General features: G+C 71.5%; 19 protein-coding genes and 3 pseudogenes. 7 read left to right on the top strand and 15 right to left on the bottom strand.

The genetic code is table 11. The annotated features are described in order from the left end of the window. The first annotated feature begins 123 nt into the window (after nucleotides 1-123). Nucleotides 124-789 carry a peptide-methionine (S)-S-oxide reductase MsrA gene (msrA, locus tag AC3IYI_RS25320; protein WP_489405883.1) on the top strand — a complete coding sequence of 222 codons (666 nt, stop codon included), beginning with the start codon at nucleotides 124-126 and terminating at the stop codon, nucleotides 787-789. 64 nt (nucleotides 790-853) lie between these two features. On the opposite strand, the gene AC3IYI_RS25315 is transcribed toward msrA, so the two are convergent. The 4 genes and pseudogenes from AC3IYI_RS25315 to AC3IYI_RS25300 all read right to left on the bottom strand — a co-directional run. Next, nucleotides 854-3,031, bottom strand: coding sequence for a sulfatase family protein (locus tag AC3IYI_RS25315; protein WP_489405882.1), 2,178 nt, complete (start codon nucleotides 3,029-3,031; stop codon nucleotides 854-856). A 118-nt stretch (nucleotides 3,032-3,149) separates the two neighbouring features. After that, nucleotides 3,150-3,821 (bottom strand): annotated as a pseudogene (locus AC3IYI_RS25310) (NAD(P)-dependent alcohol dehydrogenase); the annotation flags it as partial. Nucleotides 3,822-3,862: 41 nt separating this feature from the next. Further along, nucleotides 3,863-5,036: pseudogene (locus tag AC3IYI_RS25305) on the bottom strand (IS3 family transposase). Nucleotides 5,037-5,105: 69 nt separating this feature from the next. Then, nucleotides 5,106-5,483 (bottom strand): annotated as a pseudogene (locus AC3IYI_RS25300) (alcohol dehydrogenase catalytic domain-containing protein); the annotation flags it as partial. 198 nt (nucleotides 5,484-5,681) lie between these two features. On the opposite strand from AC3IYI_RS25300, the gene AC3IYI_RS25295 reads away from it, so the two are divergent. Continuing rightward, the gene (locus AC3IYI_RS25295) at nucleotides 5,682-6,626 is read left to right on the top strand and encodes a helix-turn-helix transcriptional regulator (protein WP_489405881.1); all 945 of its coding nucleotides are present in this window, start codon (nucleotides 5,682-5,684) and stop codon (nucleotides 6,624-6,626) included. A gap of 19 nt (nucleotides 6,627-6,645) precedes the next feature. On the opposite strand, the gene AC3IYI_RS25290 is transcribed toward AC3IYI_RS25295, so the two are convergent. From AC3IYI_RS25290 to AC3IYI_RS25270, 5 genes are all read right to left on the bottom strand, one after another. After that, nucleotides 6,646-7,638, bottom strand: coding sequence for a GNAT family N-acetyltransferase (locus AC3IYI_RS25290; RefSeq protein ID WP_489405880.1), 993 nt, complete (start codon nucleotides 7,636-7,638; stop codon nucleotides 6,646-6,648). A gap of 34 nt (nucleotides 7,639-7,672) precedes the next feature. Next, a complete protein-coding gene (locus AC3IYI_RS25285) occupies nucleotides 7,673-8,350 on the bottom strand; it encodes an ABC transporter ATP-binding protein (protein ID WP_266880775.1) in 678 nt (225 codons plus the stop codon). A 121-nt stretch (nucleotides 8,351-8,471) separates the two neighbouring features. Next, nucleotides 8,472-9,956 carry an ABC transporter permease gene (locus AC3IYI_RS25280; RefSeq protein ID WP_489405879.1) on the bottom strand — a complete coding sequence of 495 codons (1,485 nt, stop codon included), beginning with the start codon at nucleotides 9,954-9,956 and terminating at the stop codon, nucleotides 8,472-8,474. A 159-nt stretch (nucleotides 9,957-10,115) separates the two neighbouring features. Then, nucleotides 10,116-11,393: a L,D-transpeptidase gene (locus AC3IYI_RS25275; RefSeq protein WP_489405878.1), complete on the bottom strand. Its 1,278-nt coding sequence runs from the start codon at nucleotides 11,391-11,393 to the stop codon at nucleotides 10,116-10,118. 116 nt (nucleotides 11,394-11,509) lie between these two features. Next, entirely contained in the window at nucleotides 11,510-11,806 is a 297-nt protein-coding gene (locus tag AC3IYI_RS25270) for a hypothetical protein (RefSeq protein ID WP_489405877.1), read from the bottom strand. A 152-nt stretch (nucleotides 11,807-11,958) separates the two neighbouring features. On the opposite strand from AC3IYI_RS25270, the gene AC3IYI_RS25265 reads away from it, so the two are divergent. Further along, nucleotides 11,959-12,249, top strand: a complete 291-nt coding sequence (locus AC3IYI_RS25265; RefSeq protein WP_489405876.1) for an LPXTG cell wall anchor domain-containing protein — start codon at nucleotides 11,959-11,961, stop codon at nucleotides 12,247-12,249. Nucleotides 12,250-12,367: 118 nt separating this feature from the next. On the opposite strand, the gene hutH is transcribed toward AC3IYI_RS25265, so the two are convergent. The 5 genes from hutH to AC3IYI_RS25240 form a co-directional block, all read right to left on the bottom strand. Continuing rightward, nucleotides 12,368-13,909: a histidine ammonia-lyase gene (hutH, locus tag AC3IYI_RS25260; protein ID WP_489411659.1), complete on the bottom strand. Its 1,542-nt coding sequence runs from the start codon at nucleotides 13,907-13,909 to the stop codon at nucleotides 12,368-12,370. Nucleotides 13,910-14,803: 894 nt separating this feature from the next. Continuing rightward, the gene (locus tag AC3IYI_RS25255) at nucleotides 14,804-15,922 is read right to left on the bottom strand and encodes a GGDEF domain-containing protein (RefSeq protein ID WP_489405875.1); all 1,119 of its coding nucleotides are present in this window, start codon (nucleotides 15,920-15,922) and stop codon (nucleotides 14,804-14,806) included. Between the two features lie 115 nt (nucleotides 15,923-16,037). Beyond that, entirely contained in the window at nucleotides 16,038-16,829 is a 792-nt protein-coding gene (locus tag AC3IYI_RS25250) for an enoyl-CoA hydratase/isomerase family protein (RefSeq protein ID WP_489405874.1), read from the bottom strand. A 26-nt stretch (nucleotides 16,830-16,855) separates the two neighbouring features. Beyond that, complete coding sequence (locus tag AC3IYI_RS25245) at nucleotides 16,856-18,076, bottom strand: adenylate/guanylate cyclase domain-containing protein (protein WP_489405873.1); 1,221 nt, start codon at nucleotides 18,074-18,076, stop codon at nucleotides 16,856-16,858. Between the two features lie 136 nt (nucleotides 18,077-18,212). After that, nucleotides 18,213-19,091: a biotin--[acetyl-CoA-carboxylase] ligase gene (locus AC3IYI_RS25240; protein ID WP_489405872.1), complete on the bottom strand. Its 879-nt coding sequence runs from the start codon at nucleotides 19,089-19,091 to the stop codon at nucleotides 18,213-18,215. A 131-nt stretch (nucleotides 19,092-19,222) separates the two neighbouring features. Here AC3IYI_RS25240 and AC3IYI_RS25235 point away from each other — a divergent pair, with 131 nt between their 5' ends. The 4 genes from AC3IYI_RS25235 to AC3IYI_RS25220 all read left to right on the top strand — a co-directional run bounded on the left by AC3IYI_RS25235 (nucleotide 19,223) and on the right by AC3IYI_RS25220 (nucleotide 21,997). Beyond that, a complete protein-coding gene (locus tag AC3IYI_RS25235; protein WP_489405871.1) occupies nucleotides 19,223-20,818 on the top strand; it encodes an acyl-CoA carboxylase subunit beta in 1,596 nt (531 codons plus the stop codon). A gap of 19 nt (nucleotides 20,819-20,837) precedes the next feature. Then, a complete protein-coding gene (locus AC3IYI_RS25230; protein ID WP_489405870.1) occupies nucleotides 20,838-21,047 on the top strand; it encodes an acyl-CoA carboxylase subunit epsilon in 210 nt (69 codons plus the stop codon). A gap of 93 nt (nucleotides 21,048-21,140) precedes the next feature. After that, nucleotides 21,141-21,275, top strand: coding sequence for a morphogenic membrane protein MmpB (gene mmpB, locus AC3IYI_RS25225; protein WP_489405869.1), 135 nt, complete (start codon nucleotides 21,141-21,143; stop codon nucleotides 21,273-21,275). Between the two features lie 113 nt (nucleotides 21,276-21,388). After that, complete coding sequence (locus AC3IYI_RS25220) at nucleotides 21,389-21,997, top strand: Maf family protein (RefSeq protein WP_489405868.1); 609 nt, start codon at nucleotides 21,389-21,391, stop codon at nucleotides 21,995-21,997. On the opposite strand, the gene AC3IYI_RS25215 is transcribed toward AC3IYI_RS25220, so the two are convergent. Further along, nucleotides 21,978-22,616, bottom strand: a complete 639-nt coding sequence (locus tag AC3IYI_RS25215) for a hypothetical protein (protein ID WP_489405867.1) — start codon at nucleotides 22,614-22,616, stop codon at nucleotides 21,978-21,980. The genes AC3IYI_RS25220 and AC3IYI_RS25215 overlap by 20 nt on opposite strands. Between the last annotated feature and the right edge of the window lie 311 nt (nucleotides 22,617-22,927).

Here is a 22,927-nt window from a genome sequence, read left to right as displayed (position 1 = left end):
CTGGCGGGGTTTCTTCGTGCCTCTCACGCCCGGAACCGTCAGGCCGGGACGGAAGCCGGGCCGGGCCGCGGGAATCCCCGCCCGTCGTTCGCCGTTATCGGTAGACCACAAAGGAGGGAATCCATGTTCTCGTACCGCCGCACGCCCGAGCTCCCCACCCGCGAGGAAGCCCTGACCGGCCGCGCGGAGCCGCTCTTCGGGCTGCCCGCCGTGCACACCGTGCTCGGCAACCCCCTCGCGGGCCCGTACCCCGCCCACCTCGAGGTCGCGGACTTCGGCCTCGGCTGTTTCTGGGGCGCCGAGCGCAAGTTCTGGCAGACCCCGGGGGTGTGGACCACCCTCGCCGGCTACCAGGGCGGCTTCACCGAGAACCCGACCTACGAAGAGGTCTGCTCGGGCGGCACCGGCCACACCGAGGTGGTCCGGGTCGTCTTCGACCCCTCCCTGGTCTCCTACGAAGCCCTGCTGAAGCTCTTCTGGGAGTCCCACGACCCCACCCAGGGCTTCCGCCAGGGCAACGACGTCGGCACCCAGTACCGCTCGGCGGTCTACACCCACTCCCCCGCCGCCCAGGCCACCGCCGAAGCCTCCCGCGAGGCCTACCAGCGCGTCCTGACCGGCTCCGGCTACGGCACGATCACCACGGCCGTCCTCCCGGCATCGGAGCGCCCCTTCTGGCCTGCGGAGGCGTACCACCAGCAATATCTGGACAAGAACCCCGGCGGCTACTGCGGCATCGGCGGCACGGGCGTCTCCTGCCCGATCGGCGTGGCCCGCGCCGACGGCTGAGTCCGCGTACGAAGGAGCCCCGGACCCCGCGTGCGGGGGCCGGGGCTCCTTTCGTTCCGCGCGCTCAGACCACCGTCACCCGCGCCGCCGCCCACGAGGTGTGGTCGAAGGCGGAGTTCGCGTTGGCGTCCTCCACCACCAAGTGGAGGAGGCGGACTCCGCGTACGTCCACGTCGAGGGCCGTCGGGCCCGAGGCGCCGGTCAGGACCCCCGTCGTGGCGAGGACGCGCCCGTCGCCGCGCACGGTCGCCCGGGTGGCTCCGGACGCCGACTGCTTCTTCGAGAAGTCGTCGATGCCGACCAGGGCCGTGAAGCGGTTCCCGCGGCCGCCCAGGTGGTAGACGATCTCCGACGGGGCGTGCACGCCGAGGCCCTTCGCGTACGTGACCCCGCCGAAGGCGATCGGGGTGCCGTCGCCCGCCGCCTGTTTGCCGTTGGAGCGGTCGAGCTCGACCGGGCCCCAGCCATTGGCCGCGGAGACCCAGGGGAGGTCGCTCAGGTAGCTGTCCCGCGTGGGCGGGGCGGGCAGCGGGGCGTAGCGGGCGGGTGCGGTGAAGCCCAGGCCGGACGAGGTGGTGGCCTGTGCCAGGAGCAGCGCGGGCGCCGCCGTCGCGGGCACGGTCACCCGCCACGTGGTGGTCAGGGCCTCGCCCGGGGCGAGGGAGGTCGCAGTGGCCGGGCCCGCCGGGACGGCCGTCCAGCCCGCGGGGAGCGGGAGGGTGACGCGGACGTCCGGCCAGGGCCGGCCCGTGCCGTTCGAGACGGTCGTGGTGACCGTGGCCGCCGAAGCGTCCGCGGCCGCCGCGAGGCCCCACGGGCGGCGGACGTAGGTGTCCGCCCACGACGAGCGGAGCAGGGCGGTGAGGGAGGCCACCACCGCCGGGTTCGCGGCGGCCACGTCGTACTTCTCGCCGAGGTCCGCCGACAGGTCGTAGAGCTCGAACTGCCACTGCCCGTCCGGTACGGTCCGGTCCCGCGCCGGGGCGAACCGTACGGCCTTCCACCGGTCCTTGCGGATGGCCTCCGCGACCTGCTTCGCCCGGCCGCCGTCCTGCGTGTTGGCCCGGCTGGTGACGCCCTGCTCGTCCCGGTACCAGTACAGGTGGTCGTGGACCGGGGCGAGCGCCGGGGCGCCGTTCAGCACGGGGGCCGCCGAGAGCCCGTCGATGTCGGAGGGGGCCGGGGCGCCGCCCGCCAGGTCGGCGAGGGTGGGCAGGAGGTCGTAGAGCGGGGTGGGGCGGGCGCTGGTGGTGCCGGGGGCGATCCGGCCCGGGGACCAGGCGATCAGGGGGACGCGGACGCCGCCCTCGTACAGGTTGCGCTTGTAGCCGCGCAGCGGGCCGTTGGCGTCGAAGAGGTCCGGGTTCACCCCGCCCTCCTCGTGCGGGCCGTTGTCGGAGGCCACCAGGACGACCGTGCGCTGCGCGACGCCCCGCGCCTCCAGCCGGTCGACGATCGCGCCGACCTGTGCGTCGAGGAGGCTGATCTGCGCCGCGTGCGACTTGTTCGCCTGCGTCCAGGACCGGTCGGCGTAGGCGCTCGCGTCGGGGATCTCGCTCGGGGCGTGCGGGAGGTTCGGGGTGAGGAAGAGCAGGAAGGGGGCGGGGCCGTCGGCGTGGGCGTCGATGAAGCCGAGGGCGCGCGCGGCGATCGCGTCGGGGGCGAAGGTGCCCGTCGGGACGGTCTCCTTGGCGTTGCCGTTCCAGAGGTACGCCGGGTAGTACTGGTGGGCGTGCCCGTGGTCGATGTACCCGTAGAACTCCTCGAAGCCGCGCGCGCCCGGGTGGCTCGGCTGGTCCCCGGCCTCCGGTCCGAAGCCCCACTTGCCGAAGAGGCCCGTACGGTAGCCGCGTGCCCGGAGCACCTCCGCGAAGGTGGTGTCGCCGGCGCCGAGGCTGCCCTGGCCGCCGCTGGAGGGATTGGCCCGGACGGCGGCGTGGCCGGTGTGCAGGCCGGTCAGCAGCGCGGCGCGGGAGGGCGCGCAGACGGCGGCCGCGGAGTAGGCGTCGGTGAACCGGAGCCCCTCTGCGGCGAGTTGGTCGATGCGCGGGGTGCTGATCAGTTTCTGGCCGTACGCGCCCAGGTCGCCGTAGCCCAGATCGTCGGCCAGGATCACCACGAGGTTCGGCGGACCCTCCACCCCGGCGGCAGCCGCCTGCGCGGGCTGGACGGCCTGCGGGAGGGCCGCGAGGCCGACGGCGGCGGCTGCGGAACCCGCGAGGAAGTGGCGGCGACTGGGCATCTCGAACTCCCCTGTGGCTGAAGGCTGATGGGAAGATCGTCCGGGTGGAGGGCCGCCGAGACCATGCACGGGGCATGAAGAACGTGTGACGGCCCCCGCCGGAGGCGCTCCGGGACCGTCAGATGGTCGACGTGTCGATGACGAAGCGGTAGCGGACGTCGCCCGACTGGACGCGCTCGTAGGCCTCGTTGACCTCATCGGCGCGGATCAGCTCGATGTCCGAACCGAGCCCGTGCTCCGCGCAGAAGTCGAGCATCTCCTGCGTCTCGGCGATACCGCCGATCATCGAGCCGGCCAGGGTCTTGCGGCCGCCGATGACGGAGAACAGGTTCAGCGAGACCGGCTCCTCCGGGGCGCCGACGTTCACCAGGGCCCCGTCCACCTTGAGCAGGCCCAGGTAGGCGTCGAGGGCGAGCGGCGCGGAGACGGTCGACACGATCAGGTCGAAGCGGCCGGCCAGCTCCTTGAAGGTGGCCTCGTCGTTCGTGGCGTAGAAGTGGTCGGCGCCCAGCTTCAGCCCGTCCTCCTGCTTGCGCAGGGTCTGCGAGAGGACGGTGACCTCGGCGCCCAGCGCGTGGGCGATCTTGACGCCCATGTGGCCGAGGCCGCCGAGGCCGACGACCGCGACCTGCTTGCCGGGGCCGGCCTTCCAGTGCTTCAGCGGGGAGTACAGGGTGATGCCGGCGCACAGCAGCGGGGCGGCGACGTCGAGGGCGAGGCCGTCGGGGATGCGGACGGTGTAGTTCTCGTCGACGACGACGTGCGTGGAGTAACCGCCGTAGGTGGGTTTGAGGGGCACCGAAGAAAACGGACTGTGCTTGCGCGAGAAACTTACGCTGCGAGCTGTATCTTCTCGTATTCGCGGTGAACCTCTTGCGGGGTCTTGTACCCAAGTCCCGAGTGCAGGCGTCTACGGTTGTAGAAGACTTCTATGTACCGCACTATCGCCTTGCGTGCGTGTTCCCGGGACGGGAAGGTAGTGCGATACACGAGTTCGTTCTTCAGGGCTCCGAAAAAAGACTCGGCCATGGCGTTGTCCCAGCAGACTCCGGTCTTGCCGACCGAGGGCCGCATTTGCATCCTTTGAAGTTTCGTTCGGAACTCTTGTGAAGTGTACCCTGGCTTCCTCTGTCAGAGTGAAATATGCATCCATCAGCGAGCTTGATATTGCCCGCTGCCATGTCGACGGCGTCCGAGATGAGGGATGTCTTCATGTGGTTCGCCATGGACCAGCCGACAACGGCCTTGGTGTGGCAGTCAATCACCGTCGCCAGGTAGAGGAAGCCGTCCCAGGTGTGGATGTATGTGATGTCTCCCACCAGTTTCTGTCCGGGAGCGGCGGCCGTGAAGTCGCGTCCGAGGAAGTCCCGGAGTGCCGGCTGATCATTGTCTGACACGGTCGTGATCCGCCAGGGCCTTGGCTGGCAGGGGACCAGGTCCAGGTCCCGCATCAGGAGACGCACCAGCTCGGGCCCTGCCTCGACGCCCTTGCGGCCGAGGGCGGCGTGAACTCGGCGGTATCCGTAGGTGCCATCGGATTCGTCGAAGACATGACGAATGATGAGCTTCAGTTTTTCACGCCGCTCAAAAGTGGGCGAAGCCGGTCGCATTTTCCAGGAGTAGAAACCAGAGGTGGAAACGTCAAGCCAGGTGCACATGCCCGTGATCGGGAAATTGTCCTTCTCGCCGTCGATGAACTCATACTTCTCGGTCACCGATGGTCGCGGGCAAAGAAGGCTGCCGCTTTTTTTAGGAAGTCCCGTTCGGTGGTGACCTCCTGCAATTTCTTCTCCAACTCGCGGACACGCTCGTCCGCGGCGATGGAATCTGCCATCGGTTCGCCTGCGAGGTGCCGCTTCCGGTACTGGGCGACCCAACGACTCAACGAGCTCTCGGTGACACCGAACTCCTTGGCGACATCCGCGTGGGGGCGTGATTTGTCGAGTACTTCCCGCACTACTCGCTCTTTGAGTTCTGCCGAGTACGGGGTCGTGCGCTTTGCCACTTACCTATCCTTTGGTCAAGGTAAGTATCTCTTGCATGGCGGGAGTCCGCGAACTTCGGGGCACCTCAGTTCGCCGTTCTTGTCGAGGGAGTTGTACGTGCCGGTCATGCCCTTGGCGCAGAACTGCTCCTGCCCGGCGAGGCACTGCTCGCACTCGCGGCAGGAGTCGACGAAGCAGCCGACGCCCACGCGGTCACCGACCGCGAACTTGGTGACCCCGGAGCCGACTTCGGCGACGACACCGGCGATCTCGTGGCCCGGGACCATGGGGTAGATGCCCTCGCCCCAGCCGTCGGTGACCTGGTGGATGTCGGAGTGGCAGATGCCGGCGAACTTGATGTCGATGAGGACGTCGTGCGCGCCGACCGGACGGCGCGGGACGGTGATGCGCTCCAGCGGGGCCTTGGGCGCGGGAGCGGCGTAGGCGGCGACCTGGGTGACGGACACGGTGGTACTCCTCGGAAGACTGTGGTGCGGGGACCTGCGGTACGGGTACCTGCGGTGCGGTTCTGCTGTGTGTTCACAGCCTGCACGCCCCCGCCCCGGACACCCATCCCCCTGCCCTGCCTAGGTCTGGCAGACCTACCCTTGGCGGGGTCAGGCTCACGCCCCCGGCCCGCACCCCCGCCCGGTGATACTGGGGTAATGGACCAGCTTGATCAGCGAGCCGAGCTCGGCGAGTTCCTGCGCTCCCGGCGCGCCCGGCTGCGCCCCGAGGACGTCGACCTGCCCGACTACGGGCGCCACCGCCGGGTCCCCGGCCTGCGCCGCGAGGAGCTGGCGCAGCTGGCCGGGGTGTCGGTGGCGTACTACACGCGGCTGGAGCAGGGCCACGGCCAGAACGTGTCGGCGGAGATCCTCGACGCCATCGCGCGGGCCCTGCGCCTGGACGGCACGGAGCGCACGCACCTGAGCCGCCTGGCCGGCCCCAAGCCCCGCAAGCGCCGCCAGGCCCCGCGCCCCCAGCAGGTCCGGCCGCAGCTGCGGACCCTGCTGGACGCGATGGACGGCGTACCGGCGTACCTGGTCGGGCGGCGCCAGGACGTCATAGGCTGGAACCGGCTGGCGGCGGCGGTCTTCGGCGACTTCGGGAAGCTCCCGGCGCAGGAGCGCAACCTGGTGCGGCTGGTGTTCCTGGACCCGGCGACGGCGGAGCTGTACGCGGACTGGGAATGCCGGGCGTGCGAGGTGGTGAGCAATCTGCGCGTGTACGCCGGGCAGTTCCCGGACGACGAGCGGCTGTCCGCGCTGGTCGGTGAACTGTCCGTCAAGAACGAGGAGTTCCGCAGGCTGTGGGCGGCCCACACGGTGGCGGACAACAAGACGCACGGCGTCAAGCGACTGCGCCACCCACTGGTCGGCGAACTCCTGCTCTCCTTCGAGACCCTGGCCCTCCCCGACGACCCGGCGCAGTTCCTGGTCACCTACCACGCGACCCCGGGCTCCCCGTCGGCCGACGCCCTCAGCCTCCTCGCCTCCTGGTCCGCGTCACCGACCACCCCCGACCGGGACCGGGACCAGAACCAGGACGGAGACCGGGACCGGGACCGGGACCACGCCCCGGGCCCCGTCGAGGAATCCGCTCCGTAGGACACCCGCCCCCGGCCGGTTAGAGCTTCAACTGGAAGTACCCGAGCCCGCGTTCGCGCCGGTAGCCCAGGGCCGCGTTGACCGCGAGCATCGGGGTGTTGTCGTCCGCCACCGAGGTGACGATGGTGCGCAGGTCCGGGTGGAGGGTCGCCTCCTCCGCGAGCATGCGGAGCTTGACCGCGCGGCCGAGGCCGTGGCCCCGGTGGGCGGGAACCACCACGGTGTCGTACTGGAGTGCGCGCGGGCCGGCCGGGTCGGGGAGGACCAGTTCCGTGTAGGCCGCCACCTCGCCGTCCGGAGTGACGGCGGCGACCGTGGTCAGTGCGCCTCCCCCGTCCAGGACCTTGCGGTGGGCCGCGTGCAGGCGCTCCGCCGTCCAGGTCGGGGTCTGCTGGTCCAGCTCCCCCGTCGGCGCGTCCTCCATCGCCCCGTGGGCGACGGCCAGGGCCTGCGCCCAGTCGTCGGGCGCCAGCCCGGGCCAGCAGTGCAGCTCGTAGCCGGGCGGGGTGGGCGCAGCCCCTCGCTCCGCCGCCTGCGCGGCCTGAGCCCCCTGCACCCACCGCGCCTCCCGCACGTCCTGCACGTACCAGGCCATCGACATGACGTTCTCGAAGCCCACGGACTCGGCGAACGCCTGCCCCGGACCTCCCAGGTCCACCTCCGCCGACACCGAGGTCCGGCCGTCCGCGAGCAGCTCCTCGCGGACCCGCGCCCACAGGGCCGTTCCCACACCGCGGCGCCGCGCGTCGGGCCGTACGGTCAGCTCGCTCAGGAACGCCGTGTGGTCGTTGGCTCCGTCGGCGAACAGGACCAGGGAGGCGACGGCGTCGTCCGTCGCCCAGTGCACCGCGCGCCCCCGCGCCGAGGGCACCCGCAGCGCTCCGGCCACCTCCGTCCGGGAGGGCGGCGGAGTCCCCGGCAGGTCTGCCGTCCGGGCCGCGGCCAGGACGGCCCACCAGTGGTCGATCTCGGGGTCGGTCGGGGGCACCGAAAGTGCCGTGATGATCGTCATGCTCCGGACCCTAAACCGGAGCACGGGGGCACGCTCAGGCGTTTTCGGTGACGGTCACCTTCCCCCGGCGGATCGTCGCGACCCGCGGGGCCCTCTTCGCGAGCGCGCTGTCGTGGGTGACCATGACGAAGGTCAGGCCGTGTTCCTTCCACAGCCCTTCGAGCAGTTCCATGACCTCGTCGCGCATGGACTCGTCGAGGTTGCCGGTCGGCTCGTCGGCCAGCAGGACCTTCGGCCGCTTCACCAGTGCCCGTGCGATGGCCACGCGCTGCTGCTGGCCGCCGGACATCTCCCCGGGCAGGTGGCCCATCCGCTCGCCGAGGCCCACGGAGTCCAGCGCCTCGGCGGCCCGGTCGCGCCGCTCGCGGGCCTTCAGGCCGAGCGGGACGAGGGCCGTCTCCACGTTCTCCTGGGCGGTGAGCGTCGGGATCAGGTTGAAGGACTGGAACACGAAGCCGATGCTCTCCGCGCGGACCCGCGTGAGGCGGGATTCGGAGACGGTGGCGAGGTCGAGTCCGTCGAGGACGATCTGTCCCGCCGTCGGGCGGTCCAGGGCGCCGAGCATCTGGAGCAGGGTGGACTTGCCACCGCCGGTGGGCCCCTGGATGACGAGCCGGCCGCCGTCCTCGATGGTCAGGTCCACGCCGGCGAGCGCGTCGATGGATTCCTTGCCGCGCTGGTAGCGCTTGGTGACACCGGTGAGCTGGTACATCTCTGGTTCGTTCCCTCGGGTTGCGGGGCGGTGGGACGGGCGTGGGCGAGCAGGCGCACGAGCCGTAGGCACAGGCACAAACACAGACACGCAAACATCTGTACGAACCTGCGCCCGCGGGCTATTCGACGCGACGCAGGGCGTCCGCCGGCCTCAGCCGGGAAGCGCGCCAGCCGCCGAAGCCGCCTGCGATCAGCCCGCCCGCGACGGCGAGCGCGACGGCCAGGCCGATGGTGGAGAGCGAGACGGGCGCGGTGAGCGCGATGTCGAGGGCCTTGCCGGCGCTCTGCTGCGCGGAGCGCATCATCCCGCCACCGCCGCCCCCGCCAGGGCCCTGCAGCCGGCCGGCGCCGCCCGCGAGCTGCGCGGTCAGCTGCGGGCTGATCGCGGTGATGGCGTACGCGGCTCCGAGCCCGAGGCCGATGCCGAGCACCCCGCCGATGAGGCCGTTGACCAGGGCCTCGCCGGCGACCTGGCCGGTGACGCGGCCGCTCTTCCAGCCGAGCGCCTTGAGCGTGCCGAACTCGCGGACGCGCCGGGACACGGCCGAGGAGGTCAGCAGACCGGCGACGAGGAAGGCGGCGAGGAGGACCGCGTACGAGAGCCACGTCCCGACGGTGGAGGCGAGCGAGGCGGCGGTGGAGAGCGAACCGGAGACGGTGTCGGCGAGGTCGGCCGAGGTGGTGACCGTGGTGTCCGGGACGTTCTTCTGGATGGCCTGCTTGACGGAGCCGATCGCCTGGGAGTCCTCGGCCTGGACGTAGACCGTGGTGATCTTGCCGGGGGTTCCGGCGAGCGTCTGGGCCTGCCCCAGCGGTACGTAGACGTTGGCGGCCGCGTCGCCGCTGTCGGCGGTGGCGATCCCGATCACCTTGAACTTGGCGCTCTTGATGGTGATTTCGGAGTCGACGGCGAGCTTGTTCTTGGTGGCGTAGGCGCTGTCGACGACGGCGACGGCCGCACTGGTCTCGCCGGCCGCGAAGGTGCGGCCCGAGGTGATCTTGGAGGTGGTGAGCGGGCCCAGCTCGGGCCGGGTGACGTCCGCGCCGTAGACGGAGAAGGAGTTGACGTCGAAGTCGGCGCCGCCGCCCTCGACCGTACCGCCCGTGCCGCCGCCGGTGGCGCCCGGCTTGGTGGCCGCGCCGGTGCCCGCCTCGCCCTCCGCGCGCTTGAACTCGCCGCGCTTGAACTGCCCGTTGACCTTCATCACCTGGAGGCTGAGGCCGCCGACGGCCCGCGCGACGCCGGTCTGCCCGGACACCTTGTCCACGGTCGCCGCGTCGAGGGTCTCGAAGCCCTGGGGCATCACGAGGTCGCTGCTCTGCTCGGCTTCGGCGTTCGCGTCGCCCTCGCCCTTCGCGTCGAACTGGAACCGGGGCCGGGCCGCGGTCTCGCCCTCGGCCGGCGGGGTCTGGGCCTTGGTGACGGTCATGTCCGTGCCGAGGCCGTAGAGCGACTGGAGGACCTTGCCCTGGGCCTGCGCCATGCCGGCCGAGACGGAGGTGACGACGATGACGAGGGCGATGCCCAGCGCGAGTCCGGAGGCGACGACGAGCGCCGCCTTCCTGCGGCGGCGCAGCTCGCGCCGGAGGTAGGTGAAGAACATGCGGCCGAAGGTAGGCAGCACCCGTGACGGCCGGATAAGCCGTCCATAAGAGTCGAATGAGAACGCGAACTCACAGGTGACACACAGACGGACGGCGGGGAGCCCCCTGGCCGGGGCTCCCCGCCGTCCGTCGCGGGGTTCAGCTGTCGCAGCGGCGCGTCAGGCGGCCGAGCCGGCCTTCCACTCCGCCCAGCTCATGTTCCAGCCGTTGAGGCCGTTGTCCGGCTTGATGGTCTTGTCCGGGGAGTTGACGACCGTGACGACGTCTCCGATGAGGGAGTTGTCGTAGAACCAGGCCGCGGGCTGGTTCGGGTCGTTCGCACCCTTGGCGTCGTTCAGGCCGACGCAGCCGTGGCTGGTGTTGGCGCTGCCGAAGACCGAGTCCGGTCCCCAGTAGTTGCCGTGCACGAAGGTGCCGGAGTTGGACAGGCGCATCGCGTGCGGCACGTCCTTGATGTCGTACTCGCCCTTGCCGTCGTCGTCCGTGAAGCCGACGGTGGCGCCGTTCATCCGGGTCTCCTTGAACTTCTCGGAGATCACCATCTGACCGTTGTAGGTCGGGTTCTCCGGGGAGCCCGCCGAGATCGGGATGGTCTTGAGGACCGCGCCGTCCCGGGTGACCGTCATCTTCTTGCTCTTCGCGTCGACCGTGGAGACCTGGCTCCGGCCGATCTTGAAGGTGACGGTCTTGCTCTGCACGCCCTGGATGCCGGGGCCGCCCTGGACCCCGTCCAGCGCCAGCTTCAGGGTGACGGTGGAACCGGCCTGCCAGTACTTCTCCGGGCGGAAGTCCAGCCGCTGCGTGCTGAACCAGTGGCCCACGACCTCCTGGCCGCTGCTGGAGGTGACGGTGATGCCCGCCTGGACGGCCTTCTTGTCCTTGATCTGCTTGTCGAAGGTGATCGAGACCGGCATGCCCACGCCGACGGTCTGGCCCGCGTCCGGGATGAAGGAGCCCACGAAGCTGTTCTGCGGGGAGACGGTGGTGAAGGAGGCGTTCTCGTGCGCCTCGCGGCCCGCCTCGTCCTTCGCGGTCGCCGACAGGGCGTACTTCGTCGAGCGCTTCAGCGCGCCGTCCGGCTTCCAGCTCTTGCCGTCGGCGGCTATCTTGCCCGCCACCTTCGCACCCTCGGAGCTCTTCAGCTCGACCTGGGTGAGCGTGCCGTCACTGACGGCCACGTTGGCCGAGTCGTTCAGGCCGACGTTGGTGGCGCCGTCCTTGGGCGTGATGGCTATCTTGGCCTTGGAGGCGTCCTTGGCCGCAGCCGCGTCCACGTCCGCCTGGGACTTGGCCGATGCCTCCCCGCTGGCCTTCGGCGTCTTGCCGCCGTCGTCGCCGCCGCATCCCGCGAGCACCAGTACGCCGCCGAGTACGGCGGATATGGCCACCAGGGACCTTCTCCGCCGCTTGCTGTCCGTCCTCACACGCCACTCCATCGTTGCCGGAACCCCGAACTCCCCGGGCAGGGGGCATGACCCCCCTGCCTCGTCCTGACAACGCATTACACCCCGAGGTGCTGCCACATTCCGTTCGAATGTGGTCAACCCCACCGTCAGGCGCTGTCAGTCTCTTCGTCGAGCTCCCCATCTTCCTCGTCGAGGTCCCACTCCATGGACTCGGGGTCGTATTCCACGGGCTCGCTGCTCCAGGAGGCCTGCGCGAGCTCCACGCCGGGGATCCCCGCGACCAGGTCAGTGGGGTCCACCAGGTAGGCGAGAGCCTCCGATTCGTCCTCCCGGACGGCCGCCTCGGCGTGGCCGCGCTCCTCGTCCGGCATGAACTCGTCGGCCTTGATGTGGGCGAGGGCGGCTCCGGTGAGCGCGTCCAGGTCCGGAACTTCAAGTACCAAATCAACCCGAAGGCGTACGTATCGTGAGTTCTCAGAAGGGTTCATACGACGGAGAGTAATCCCGCGGCAGCCCCGGCTTTCCCACGACCCGCCCCTTTCCGTAGCATCACCGCACGGGGCCAATTCGCTGCTGCCACAAGGGGGATCGCACCGTGTCCGCACGCCGATCAACACTCACCGCTCTCGGAGCGACCACCCTCCTCGCCGCCCTGTGGTTCGTCCCCTCGGCGGGCGCCACCGCGCCCGGGCACGCGCAGGCCGCCTCCGGCGCGCCGGCCGCCGCGAACACCCGGGTCCAGGCCGCCTCCGCGCCCGGACCCACCCTTGAGCTCGCCGACACGGGCGGCGTGGACACCACGCCGTACCTGCTCGGCGGCACGCTCTTCCTGGGCGCAGGAGCCGGCTTCGTGGCCTTCTCCGTACGCCGCTCGCGCACGGCGTAACGGCCACCGGCCACCGGCCACCGGCCACCGGCCAAACAAAAGGGGTGCGGGGCCGGGGACAACCCCGGCCCCGCACCCTTTCGCGTACTCGCCTACTCGCCTACTCGAACCATTGGCCTCAGGCGAGGGGGCCGGTGACGGCCTCGACGGCGTCCACGAGTGCACCCGAACGGACGAAGGCGTCCGCGGCGGCCAGGTCCGGCGCGAGGAAACGATCCGGCCCGGGACCCTCCACACCGGCCGCACGCGCCGCGGAGATGGCGGCCTGGCTCGCCGGCGCGGGGGTGAGCCCGTGGCGCAGCTCGATGGCGCGGGTGGCCGCGTACAGCTCGATCGCGACGATCCGGGTGAGGTTGTCGACGGCGGTACGGAGCTTGCGCGCGGCCGACCAGCCCATCGAGACGTGGTCCTCCTGCATGGCGGAGGACGGGATCGAGTCGGCGGACGCCGGGACCGCGAGCCGCTTCATCTCACTCACGAGTGCGGCCTGCGTGTACTGGGCGATCATGAGTCCGGAGTCCACGCCGGCGTCGTCCGCGAGGAACGGCGGCAGACCGTGGCTGCGGTTCTTGTCGAGCAGGCGGTCGGTGCGCCGCTCGGCGATCGAACCCAGGTCTGCGGCGGCGATGGCCAGGAAGTCCAGGACGTACGCGACCGGGGCGCCGTGGAAGTTTCCGTTGGACTCCACACGCCCGTCGGGCAGCACGACCGGGTTGTCGACGGCGGAGGCCAGCTCGCGGGAGGCGACGAGGGCGGCGTGCGCCATGGTGTCGCGGCCCGCGCCGGCGACCTGCGGGGCGCAGCGCACGGAGTAGGCGTCCTGGACGCGCGGGGCGGACTCCTCCTGGAAGTGCCCGGTGAGCCCGGAGCCCTTCAGGACGGCGGCCATGTTCGCGGCGGAGGCACCCTGGCCGGGGTGCGGGCGGATGGCGTGCAGCTCGGGCTGGAGCACCTTCTCGGTGCCGAGCAGCGCCTCCAGCGTCAGCGCGGCGGTGATGTCGGCGGAGGTGTACAGCTTGCCGAGGTCGGCGAGGGCCATGACCAGCATGCCGAGCATGCCGTCGGTGCCGTTGAGGAGGGCGAGGCCCTCCTTCTCACGGAGCTCGACAGGGGCGATCCCGGCCTCGGCGAGCAGCTCCCCGGCGGGGCGCACGGTCCCGTCGGGACCCTCCGCGTCGCCCTCACCCATCAGCGCGAGCGCGCAGTGCGAGAGCGGGGCGAGGTCTCCCGAGCAGCCCAGCGAGCCGTACTCGTGCACGACGGGGGTGATCCCGGCGTTGAGCACGTCGGCCATCGTCTGCGCGACGGACGGCCGGACGCCGGTGTGCCCGGAAGCGACGGTCTTGAGCCGCAGGAACATCAGCGCACGCACGACCTCGCGCTCGACGCGCGGGCCCATGCCGGCGGCGTGCGAGCGGACGATGTTGCGCTGGAGCTGTGCGCGCAGCTCGGGGCTGATGTGCCGGGAGGCGAGCGCCCCGAACCCGGTGGACACCCCGTAGACGGGCTCGGGCTTCGCGGCGAGCGCTTCCACGATCTCGCGGGCCCGTCCGAGGGCGGCGACGGCCTCACCGGAAAGCTCGACGCGGGCGTTGCCGCGGGCGACCGCGATCACGTCTTCGGCGGTGGTCCCGGACGTTCCCACCACGACAGTGTGCATATCCATATTCAGCAGCCTACGGACTGAATCCCTCCATGTCACCCCTTCCACGCGCCGCTCGCGCGGTGCGGCCCTGGCGGGCCTTACCGGCTTCCCGTCGCTGCGCCGGACTCCGTCCGGCGGTGGCTGGTCGGCGTGCACGCCACCGCCGCCCGGGCGGGGGCCGGTGGGCGGGTTTGGGTGGCCGTGCCCTGCGGGGCGAAGTCCCCTACCCACCCTTCGCCCGTTCCCCGGCTGCGCCCGGACCCCACGCCTCAAACGCCGGCGGGGCTGGACATGGCTGCCTCCGGGAAATCCAGCACACGGTCTGCTGCGCACACGCGCGATCCGACACCGACCAAAACCCAGCCCCCGCCGGCGCTTGAGGCGCAGGGTCTGGGGCGGAGCCCCAGGGGTCCGGGCGCAGCCCGGCACCCCGCCTCCAGCCCGTCCCGCACTTGAAGACCGGAGTCCAGGCCAATTTCAGCCGTCCGGCGTTTGAGGACCGGGGTCTGGGGCGGAGCCCCAGGGGTCCGGGCGCAGCCCGGGACTCCTCTCCAGCCCGTCCGGCGCTTGAGGACCGGGTCCGGGCCGGCCCGGGGAACGGGCGAAGGGCGGGTAGGGGACTTCGCCCGCGCAGCGACAAGGGTTGCTGCGGGGACTTCGCACCGCGCAGCGTCAAAGGTTGCTGCGGGGACTTCGCCCGCGCAGCGTCAAAGGTTGCTGCGGGGACTTCGCCCGCGCAGCGGAACACCCGCAGTCGGGGCCGCGGCCCGTCGGGGCGGGACAACCGCGGCGAAGCCGGAGCGCCGGCCGCCGACCGGGAGCCGCGCATCGCCCGCCGGGGCGGCTCCCCCGCCACCCGGGCGGGGCATCCACCCCAGGCGGGGGCGCAGGCGGCAGGCCGGGCCACGGCTACGCCCGGCCCCGGAACCGCCGCCGCTCCCCCGGCCCCCCGGGCTCCGCGTCGGCGAGCCGGACCACCGCCGTGTCCCGCCCCGCCACCACCGGCTTCGCCGACCGCGCCGCCTTCGCCTTGTACTGCGCCGCATCCGCCAGCCGGAACAACCGCCGCGAGGATTTCACCGGCCCGATGGGATCCCCCGTAGAGGCGACCCCGCAGGCGACCCCCTCCCCCAGCTCCAGCTCGGCGGCCCGCAGGCACACCTCCTCGGTGACCCGTACCACCTCGTCCGCCGAAGGCCCCACGCTGACCAGGCAGAACTCGTCCCCGCCCAGCCGCGCGACCAACGCACCCGGCAGCATCGCCCCGCACAGGCTGAGCACGGAGCCGAACCGTTCCAGCAGCCGGTCGCCCATCGCGTGGCCGAGGGTGTCGTTGACCTTCTTGAGGCCGTTCAGGTCGCAGACGACCAGGCTCACCACCACCTCGGCCCCACCCCTGCGGTGCTCCTCCAGCGCCTCGTCGAGCCGCATGTCCACCGCCCGCCGGTTGGCCAGCCCGGTCAGCGGGTCGGTGAAGGCGAGCCGTCGGGCCTCCTCCAGCCGGTCGCTCTGCGCCAGCCCGGCCGCGATCACCGCCGCGAGCACGGTCGCGAACTCCGCGTCGTCGTCGTCGAAGTCCGCCATGCCCTCGTCCCGGGCCACGTACAGCTCGCCCCAGGCCCGCCCGCTCAGCACGATCGGGGCGACCACGCACGTGCCGCGCCCGCGCCGCCGCAGGGCCTCGCCCCGGCGTCCCGGCCGGTCCCCGACCGCACTGTCCACCCAGGCGTGGGGACCGCCCCCACCGACCCAGCGCTCGTGCAGGAACTCCGTGATCTCGGGGAAATCGTGCACGGGGTACGACTCGTCCTCGGGGAACTCCTCCTCCCCGTCCCGGCGCTCCCCCTCGTTCACGAGCACCCGAAGGCGCCCCCGCTCCCGCTCCCACGCGGAGATCGCGGCGAACGATCCGTCCATCGCCAGCCTCGCCCCGCGCGCGGCGGCCCGCACACTGTCCCGCGGCGCGCACGCGGCCGCCATGGCCTGCGCGAGGCCCACAACGGCTCGAAGCCGCCCGTTAACACCCATCACCCCAGGTTAGGGAGTTTTGTCCGATTTAGTGATAATTGGCGCGACATTCGGTGGCACCAAGATCACACCTGGTCACGACCGGAGGACCGGAGAACCGGAGGGCTTCCCCGCCTCACACCCCGGGCCACTCCGGCTTCCGCTTCTCGTTGAACGCCGCCACGCCCTCGGCCCGGTCGCCCGAGAAGGCCACCGTCCGCCACGCCGCGTCCTCGATCTCCAGCCCGGCCGTCAGGTCCATGCCGTGCCCCAGCCGCAGCGCCCGCTTCGCGGCCCGCAGTCCGACCGGGGAGTTCGCCGCCATCGCCGCAGCCATCGCCAGGGCGGCCTCACGGTCCGACCCCGCCGGTACCACCGAGTCCACCAGACCCAAGGCCAGCGCATCGGCGGCCTCCACCCGACGGGCGGTGAAGATCAGCTCCGCGGCCCGCGCCGCCCCCACGCGCCTCGGCAGCAGCTGCGTACCGCCACCGCCCGGGATCACCCCGACCGACACCTCGGGCAGCCCGACGACGGCCGTCTCGTCGGCCACGATGACATCGCAGGCCAGGGCCAGCTCGAAGCCGCCCCCCAGCGCGAACCCGTGCACCGCCGCGATCACCGGCATCGGAAGCTCCAGCACTCCCCCGTACGCACCCCGCGTGGTCGGCCGCTGCCGCAGCAGCTCGGCGTCCGAGAAGGAGTTGCGCTCCTTGAGGTCCGCGCCCACGCAGAACGCCCTCTCGGCGGTCGAGGAGAGCACGACGACCCGTACCGACGGGTCCGCGGCCAGCTCCGCGCACGCGGCGCCGATCCCCCGAGCCATCTCGGTCGACACGGCATTCATCGCCTTGGGCCGATCGAGCACCAGCTCGGCGACCCCGCCCTCATGTCGGCGTATGGCGACGAACGCTGAAGATTCGGACACAGGGCGACCCTCCCGGTTAACGAACGTTATCCGGGGATCTTAGGGCTCCGGCGCGTCAGCGACCAGGGCTCCACGACGCCCAGGCCGCGGACCGGGCGCTGGAACATCGGCTGGAGTGCGAATCGGTAGGCGCCGCCGCCCTCCTCGTTCTCCGCTTCCTTCTCCGAGACCGGCGCCGCGCCCGTGCGGCCCAGTTCCTGGGCCATCGCGCCGTCCACCAGGACCGCGTCCTTCGGCGCTATCGACGTCAGCCTCGAGGCCAGGTTCACCGTGGTCCCGAAGACATCGCCCATCCGGGTGGTCACCGTCCCGAAGGCGATGCCCACGCGCAGCTCCGGCATCTGCGGATCGGCTTCCATCGTCTCGATCAGCCGCAGCGCGATCTCCGCCGCCGTCGCCGCGTCGTCGGCGCAGTACAGCACCTCGTCACCCAGCGTCTTGATCAGCCGGCCGCCGTGCGCCGCCACCAGGTCCGCCGAGGTCGTCTCGAAGGACTCGACCAGCTCGCCGAGCTCCTCCTCCTCCAGCCGCCGCGTCAGGCGCGTGAAGCCCACCAGGTCGGCGAAGCCCACCGCGAGGCGCCGGTCGACCATCTCCTCGTCGTCCGCCACCTGCACGACCCGTCCGGTCGCGGCCGCGAGCTGGCGCCGCCACACGTAGACGAGGAACTCCTCCAGCTCCGGCAGCAACAGCTCGACCAGCGGGTACGTGACCTCCGTACGGGTCATCCCCGGTTCCGGCGGCTCCGTCAGGCCCTCCAGGAAGGAGTCGATCTGCCACTCCGCGAGCCGGGCCGTGGTCTGCCCGGTGGACCGCGCGACCTGGACCGCCATCGGCTCGCTCAGCAGCCCGGCCTCGACGAGGCCGGCGAGCCGGCGCAGCGCCAGTACGTCGGCCTCCGTCAGGGCCCTGGCCTGGCCGATGTCCGCGAAGCCCATCGCCCGCCAGAAGCGGGAGGCGAGCTCCATCGAGACCCCGGCACTGCGGGCCGCCTGGAAGGGGGTGTACCGGCGCTCCGCGCCCAGGATCAGCTGCTCCAGGCGGATGGCGAGGGGGTCGGCCGTCGGCTGCGCCGTGTGGTCGACCTCGTGGTGGGGAGTGTGCTGCTCGCGCCCGATCGGCGTGGCATGGACTCCGGAGCCGCCGGAGCCGCCCGAGCCACCCGAGCCGCCGGAGCCGCCCGCACCGCCCGTCGCCGTTGCGGGGGCGGGGGCGGGCGCGCCGGACTGAGGGTCGTCGACGGTCAAGGGCCGCCTCCTGTCCATTGCCGTGCGCACTGCCGAACCGGGTGATCACCGCGAGGACCGGGATCGCCTAAACCATACGGCAGGTGTGCCGTAGCTCACTCCCCTACTCCGTCACCAGGGGCAGCTCACCGGCGGGCTACCGCACGGACCGCAGATGGACGACGTCCCCTGCCCCCACGGCCTCGTGCTTGTCCTCCGCCGTCCGCACGACGAGCCGTCCGTCGGCGTCCACCGCTTCGGCCGTCCCGGTGAGGGTGCGCCCGCCGGGCAGCTCGGCCCGCACGTGCTTGCCGAGCGTCGCGCAGCCCGCCGCGTACGTCTCCTGCAGGCCGCTGGCCGCCGGATCGCCGCCGGCCGCGCGCCAGTTTCCGTACCACTGCTCCAGGGAGCGCAGTACGGCCCTGAGCAGCGGGTCCCGGTCGGTGACGGTGGCCTTGGCCAGGAGCAGCGACCCGGCGGTGTCCACCGGCAGCTCGGCGTCGGTCAGCGTCACGTTGAGCCCGATCCCGAGGACGACCCCGTCGGCCACGCGCTCCGCGAGGATCCCGCCGGTCTTGCGTTCCTCACCGTCCACGGTGACCAGCAGGTCGTTGGGCCACTTGAGGGCGGTGTCCACGCCGGCGGCGCGCGAGAGCCCGGTGGCGGTGGCCACCCCGGCCAGCAGCGTCAGCCAGCCCCACCGCTCCTGCGGCACCGAGGGCCCCGGCTTCAGGAGTACGGAGAAGAACAGTCCGGACCGTGCGGGCGCGACCCAGCTCCGGTCGAGCCTGCCCCGTCCGGCGGTCTGCTCCTCGGCGACGAGTACGGCCCCCTCGGGCAGCTGTGCGGCGCGCGCGGCGAGATCGCTGTTGGTGGACCCGGTGGAGTCCACCACCTCCAACGAGCTCCACAGCCCCTCGCCGGTCACGAGGGTCCGCTGCAGCGCGGCACCGTTCAAGGGCGGCCGGTCCAGACTCGACCAACGGCCCGCGGAAGCTCCGGTCGAAGCCCCGCCTGATGCATCTGATGGCGTCATGCAACCCAGATTAGGTGTGTCAAACGCCGCACCGCCGAGCGCCATGCCCGCCGATACGCTACGCACCAGTAGCTAGTAAAAACCAAGTAAGCCACCAGGCAGTTGACACCACGCAGGGAGCCGCGACCCCGATGTCACAACCGTCAGAGCCGATCGACATGCACACCACCGCGGGGAAGATCGCGGATCTGCAGCGCCGCATCGAGGAAGCCACGCACGCCGGATCCGGGCGGGCGGTGGAAAAGCAGCACGCCAAGGGCAAGCTGACGGCGCGTGAGCGGGTGGCCCTGCTGCTGGACGAGGGGTCCTTCGTCGAGCTGGACGAGTTCGCCCGGCACCGGTCGACGAACTTCGGGCTGGAGAAGACCCGCCCCTACGGCGACGGCGTCGTCACCGGCTACGGCACCGTCGACGGGCGGCCCGTCGCCCTGTTCTCGCAGGACTTCACCGTCTTCGGCGGGGCCCTCGGCGAGGTCTACGGCCAGAAGATCATGAAGGTGATGGACTTCGCGCTGAAGACCGGCTGCCCGCTGATCGGCATCAACGACTCCGGCGGCGCCCGCATCCAGGAGGGCGTCAGCGCGCTCGGCATGTACGGCGAGATCTTCCGCCGCAACGTCCACGCCTCCGGCGTGATCCCGCAGATCAGCCTGGTCGTCGGCCCCTGCGCCGGCGGGGCCGTGTACTCCCCGGCCATCACCGACTTCACGGTCATGGTCGACCAGACCTCGCACATGTTCATCACCGGCCCCGACGTCATCAAGACCGTCACCGGCGAGGACGTCGGCTTCGAGGAGCTGGGCGGGGCGCGCACCCACAACAGCACGTCCGGCGTCGCGCACCACATGGCGGGTGACGAGAAGGACGCCATCGAGTACGTGAAGTCGCTGCTCTCCTACCTCCCGTCGAACAACCTCTCCGAGCCCCCGGCCTTCCCCGAGGAAGCCGACACCGAGGTCTCCGACAGCGACCGCGAGCTCGACGCGCTGATCCCGGACAGCGCGAACCAGCCGTACGACATGCACAAGGTGATCGAGCACGTGCTCGACGACGCGGAGTTCCTGGAGACCCAGTCGCTCTTCGCCCCGAACATCCTCACCGGCTTCGGCCGCGTCGAGGGGCACCCGGTCGGGGTCGTCGCCAACCAGCCGATGCAGTTCGCCGGCTGCCTGGACATCGACGCCTCCGAGAAGGCGGCCCGGTTCGTCCGGACCTGCGACGCCTTCAACATCCCGGTGCTGACCTTCGTCGACGTGCCGGGCTTCCTGCCGGGCACCGACCAGGAGTACAACGGAATCATCCGGCGCGGCGCCAAGCTGATCTACGCGTACGCCGAGGCGACCGTCCCCCTGATCACCGTCATCACCCGCAAGGCCTTCGGCGGCGCCTACGACGTGATGGGCTCCAAGCACCTGGGCGCGGACCTCAACCTCGCCTGGCCGACGGCGCAGATCGCCGTCATGGGCGCGCAGGGCGCGGTCAACATCCTGCACCGCCGCGCGATCGCCGAAGCGGAGGAGGCCGGCACGGCCGAGGAGACCCGGGCGCGGCTCATCACCGAGTACGAGGACGCGCTGCTGAATCCGTACACGGCCGCCGAGCGCGGCTACATCGACGCGGTGACCATGCCGTCCGAGACCCGGGCGCACGTGGTGAAGGGGCTGCGGCAGCTGCGCACCAAGCGGGAGTCCCTGCCCCCGAAGAAGCACGGCAACATCCCGCTCTAGCCGGCACGAGGAGCTCACAGTGGTGATCAAGGTCGTCAAGGGGAACCCGACCCCGGAGGAGCTGGCCGCCGCACTGGCGGTGGTCCGAGCGCGCGCGGCGGCCCTCGCGTCGGAGCCGTCGGGCGCGGAGCGGGTGACCGACGCGTGGTCGGCGCCGGGCCGGGTGGCCCGGCGGACCCTGCCGCACCCCGGGCCGGGCGCGTGGGGCCGTACGTACTGGCCCGCTTAGAAGGCAGCGCAAGTGAAGATGGCGTGAACTGCCCGTGGCGCCTGAGTACCCGTACTCAGGCGCCACGGGCGTGCTCGGGGCCAGGATCAGTGCATGCTCTGGTCAGACCCGAAGGACGAGCCGCCGAAGGACATGCGCGATGCCGCGGCGATGGTGCGGCGGATGACGGTGATCGTCGTCATCGCGATGGTCGTCGTGGTGTACGTGCTGGGCGTGGGAGGTTTCTAGGACAGGACCTAGTGCTGTGGCCGGAAAGGTTTGCCGGGTCGCGGTGTTCGGTGCGGTGCCTCGCAAGGCACTAGCACCGCGGCCGCCCGCCGGGCGCCCCTACGATGGCAGGCATGACTGCTGCCCCACGCCACGCCCTCGTCCTCGCCTCCGCTTCGCCCGCCCGGCTGAACCTGCTGCGGCAGGCCGGGCTCGCCCCGCACGTGATCGTCAGCGGCTTCGACGAGGACACCCTGAACCACGACGACCCGGCCGCTCTGGCGCTCGCGCTGGCCGAGGCGAAGGCGGACGTCGTGGCGGCCCTGGACGAGGCCGCGGGCGCCCTGGTGATCGGCTGCGACTCCGTACTGGAGCTGGACGGCGAGGCGCTGGGCAAGCCGGCGGACGCCGAGGAGGCCACGGCCCGCTGGAAGTCGATGCGCGGGCGCGCCGGGGTGCTGCGCACCGGGCACTGCGTGATCGACACGGCGAGCGGCCGTCGGGTTTCGGCCACGGCGTCGACGACGGTCCGCTTCGGCGAGCCGACGGACGCGGAGGTGGCGGCGTACGTGGCGAGCGGGGAACCGCTGCACGTGGCGGGGGCGTTCACCCTGGACGGGCTGTCGGCCCCGTTCATCGAGGGCATCGACGGGGATCACGGCAATGTGATCGGGATCTCCATGCCGCTGCTGCGCTCGCTGCTGGCCGAACTGGGCGTGTCCATCACGGACTTGTGGGCTTGACGTCCCCGAGCTTGCCGAAGTCCCCAAAGTCCGCGAGCGGGTGGCCCGGCGGCGTGTCCCGGATCTCGGGGCGGCCGTCCGGGGCGCCGCCCGGGGCGTCCGGGCCGCCGAAGCCGTCCAGGGGGCCGCTGGGGCCCTCCGCGGGGCCGCCGAAGCCGCCCGCAGGGCCGCCCGCGCCGTCGCCGGCCCCGGCCGCGCCCTTGGCCGCGTAGAGCGTCAGGCTCAGCACCAGCAGGCAGAGGATCAGCATCATCACCGCGAAGGCGCCCCAGCCCACCAGGCCGACGACGAGGGCGCCGAGCAGTCCGTGGGTGACGGCGGCGCTCACGAGGAGCACGCGCGGGAAGGTGCCCAGGGCCCGGTCGCGGGCCGCGGCGACGACGAGGAACACCGCGCAGGCCAGCAGGAACAGGGCCATGCCGGCACCCAGTGCATAGGTTGCCTTGGACATGACATCCGGATCGGCGCCCGCGATGGACATCGACTGGTTCTCGGTGGTCCGGCCCAGGACGAGGTGGACGAAGCCGAGCACCACCGCCTCCACGACGAGTACGACCGCGGTCGCTCCGGCCACGGATCTCCGCAGCACCACGCCACCCACGCCACTCACACCAGCCACGACGCCCCCACCCCGCATGCACAAGCCCGTTCGACGCCTGGAGGCTACTAACGGGTAAACCTTCGGACAAGGGGCAGGGGCCGCTTCGTTACGGTCGGGCTCCCGTACGGGGGCCGCCCCGGTGCCGACACCGCGCCCGTGCAAGGAATGCATGGGCCGTTCGTAGGGATTCGACAAAGAATCACCCCGGGCCGCTGACCCGGCGAACAGAGACCCCGGACACACGGCAGGGTTACTGTGCAGTCGGGGATCCCCCTGACATGGGGCGCCACAAGGGTTCTTTCGACTCGAGGTCGACTCGGATAACAGTC

The organism is Streptomyces sp. GL_148 (genome assembly GCF_057834205.1).
This window is presented reverse-complemented; position numbering and strand designations above follow the sequence as displayed.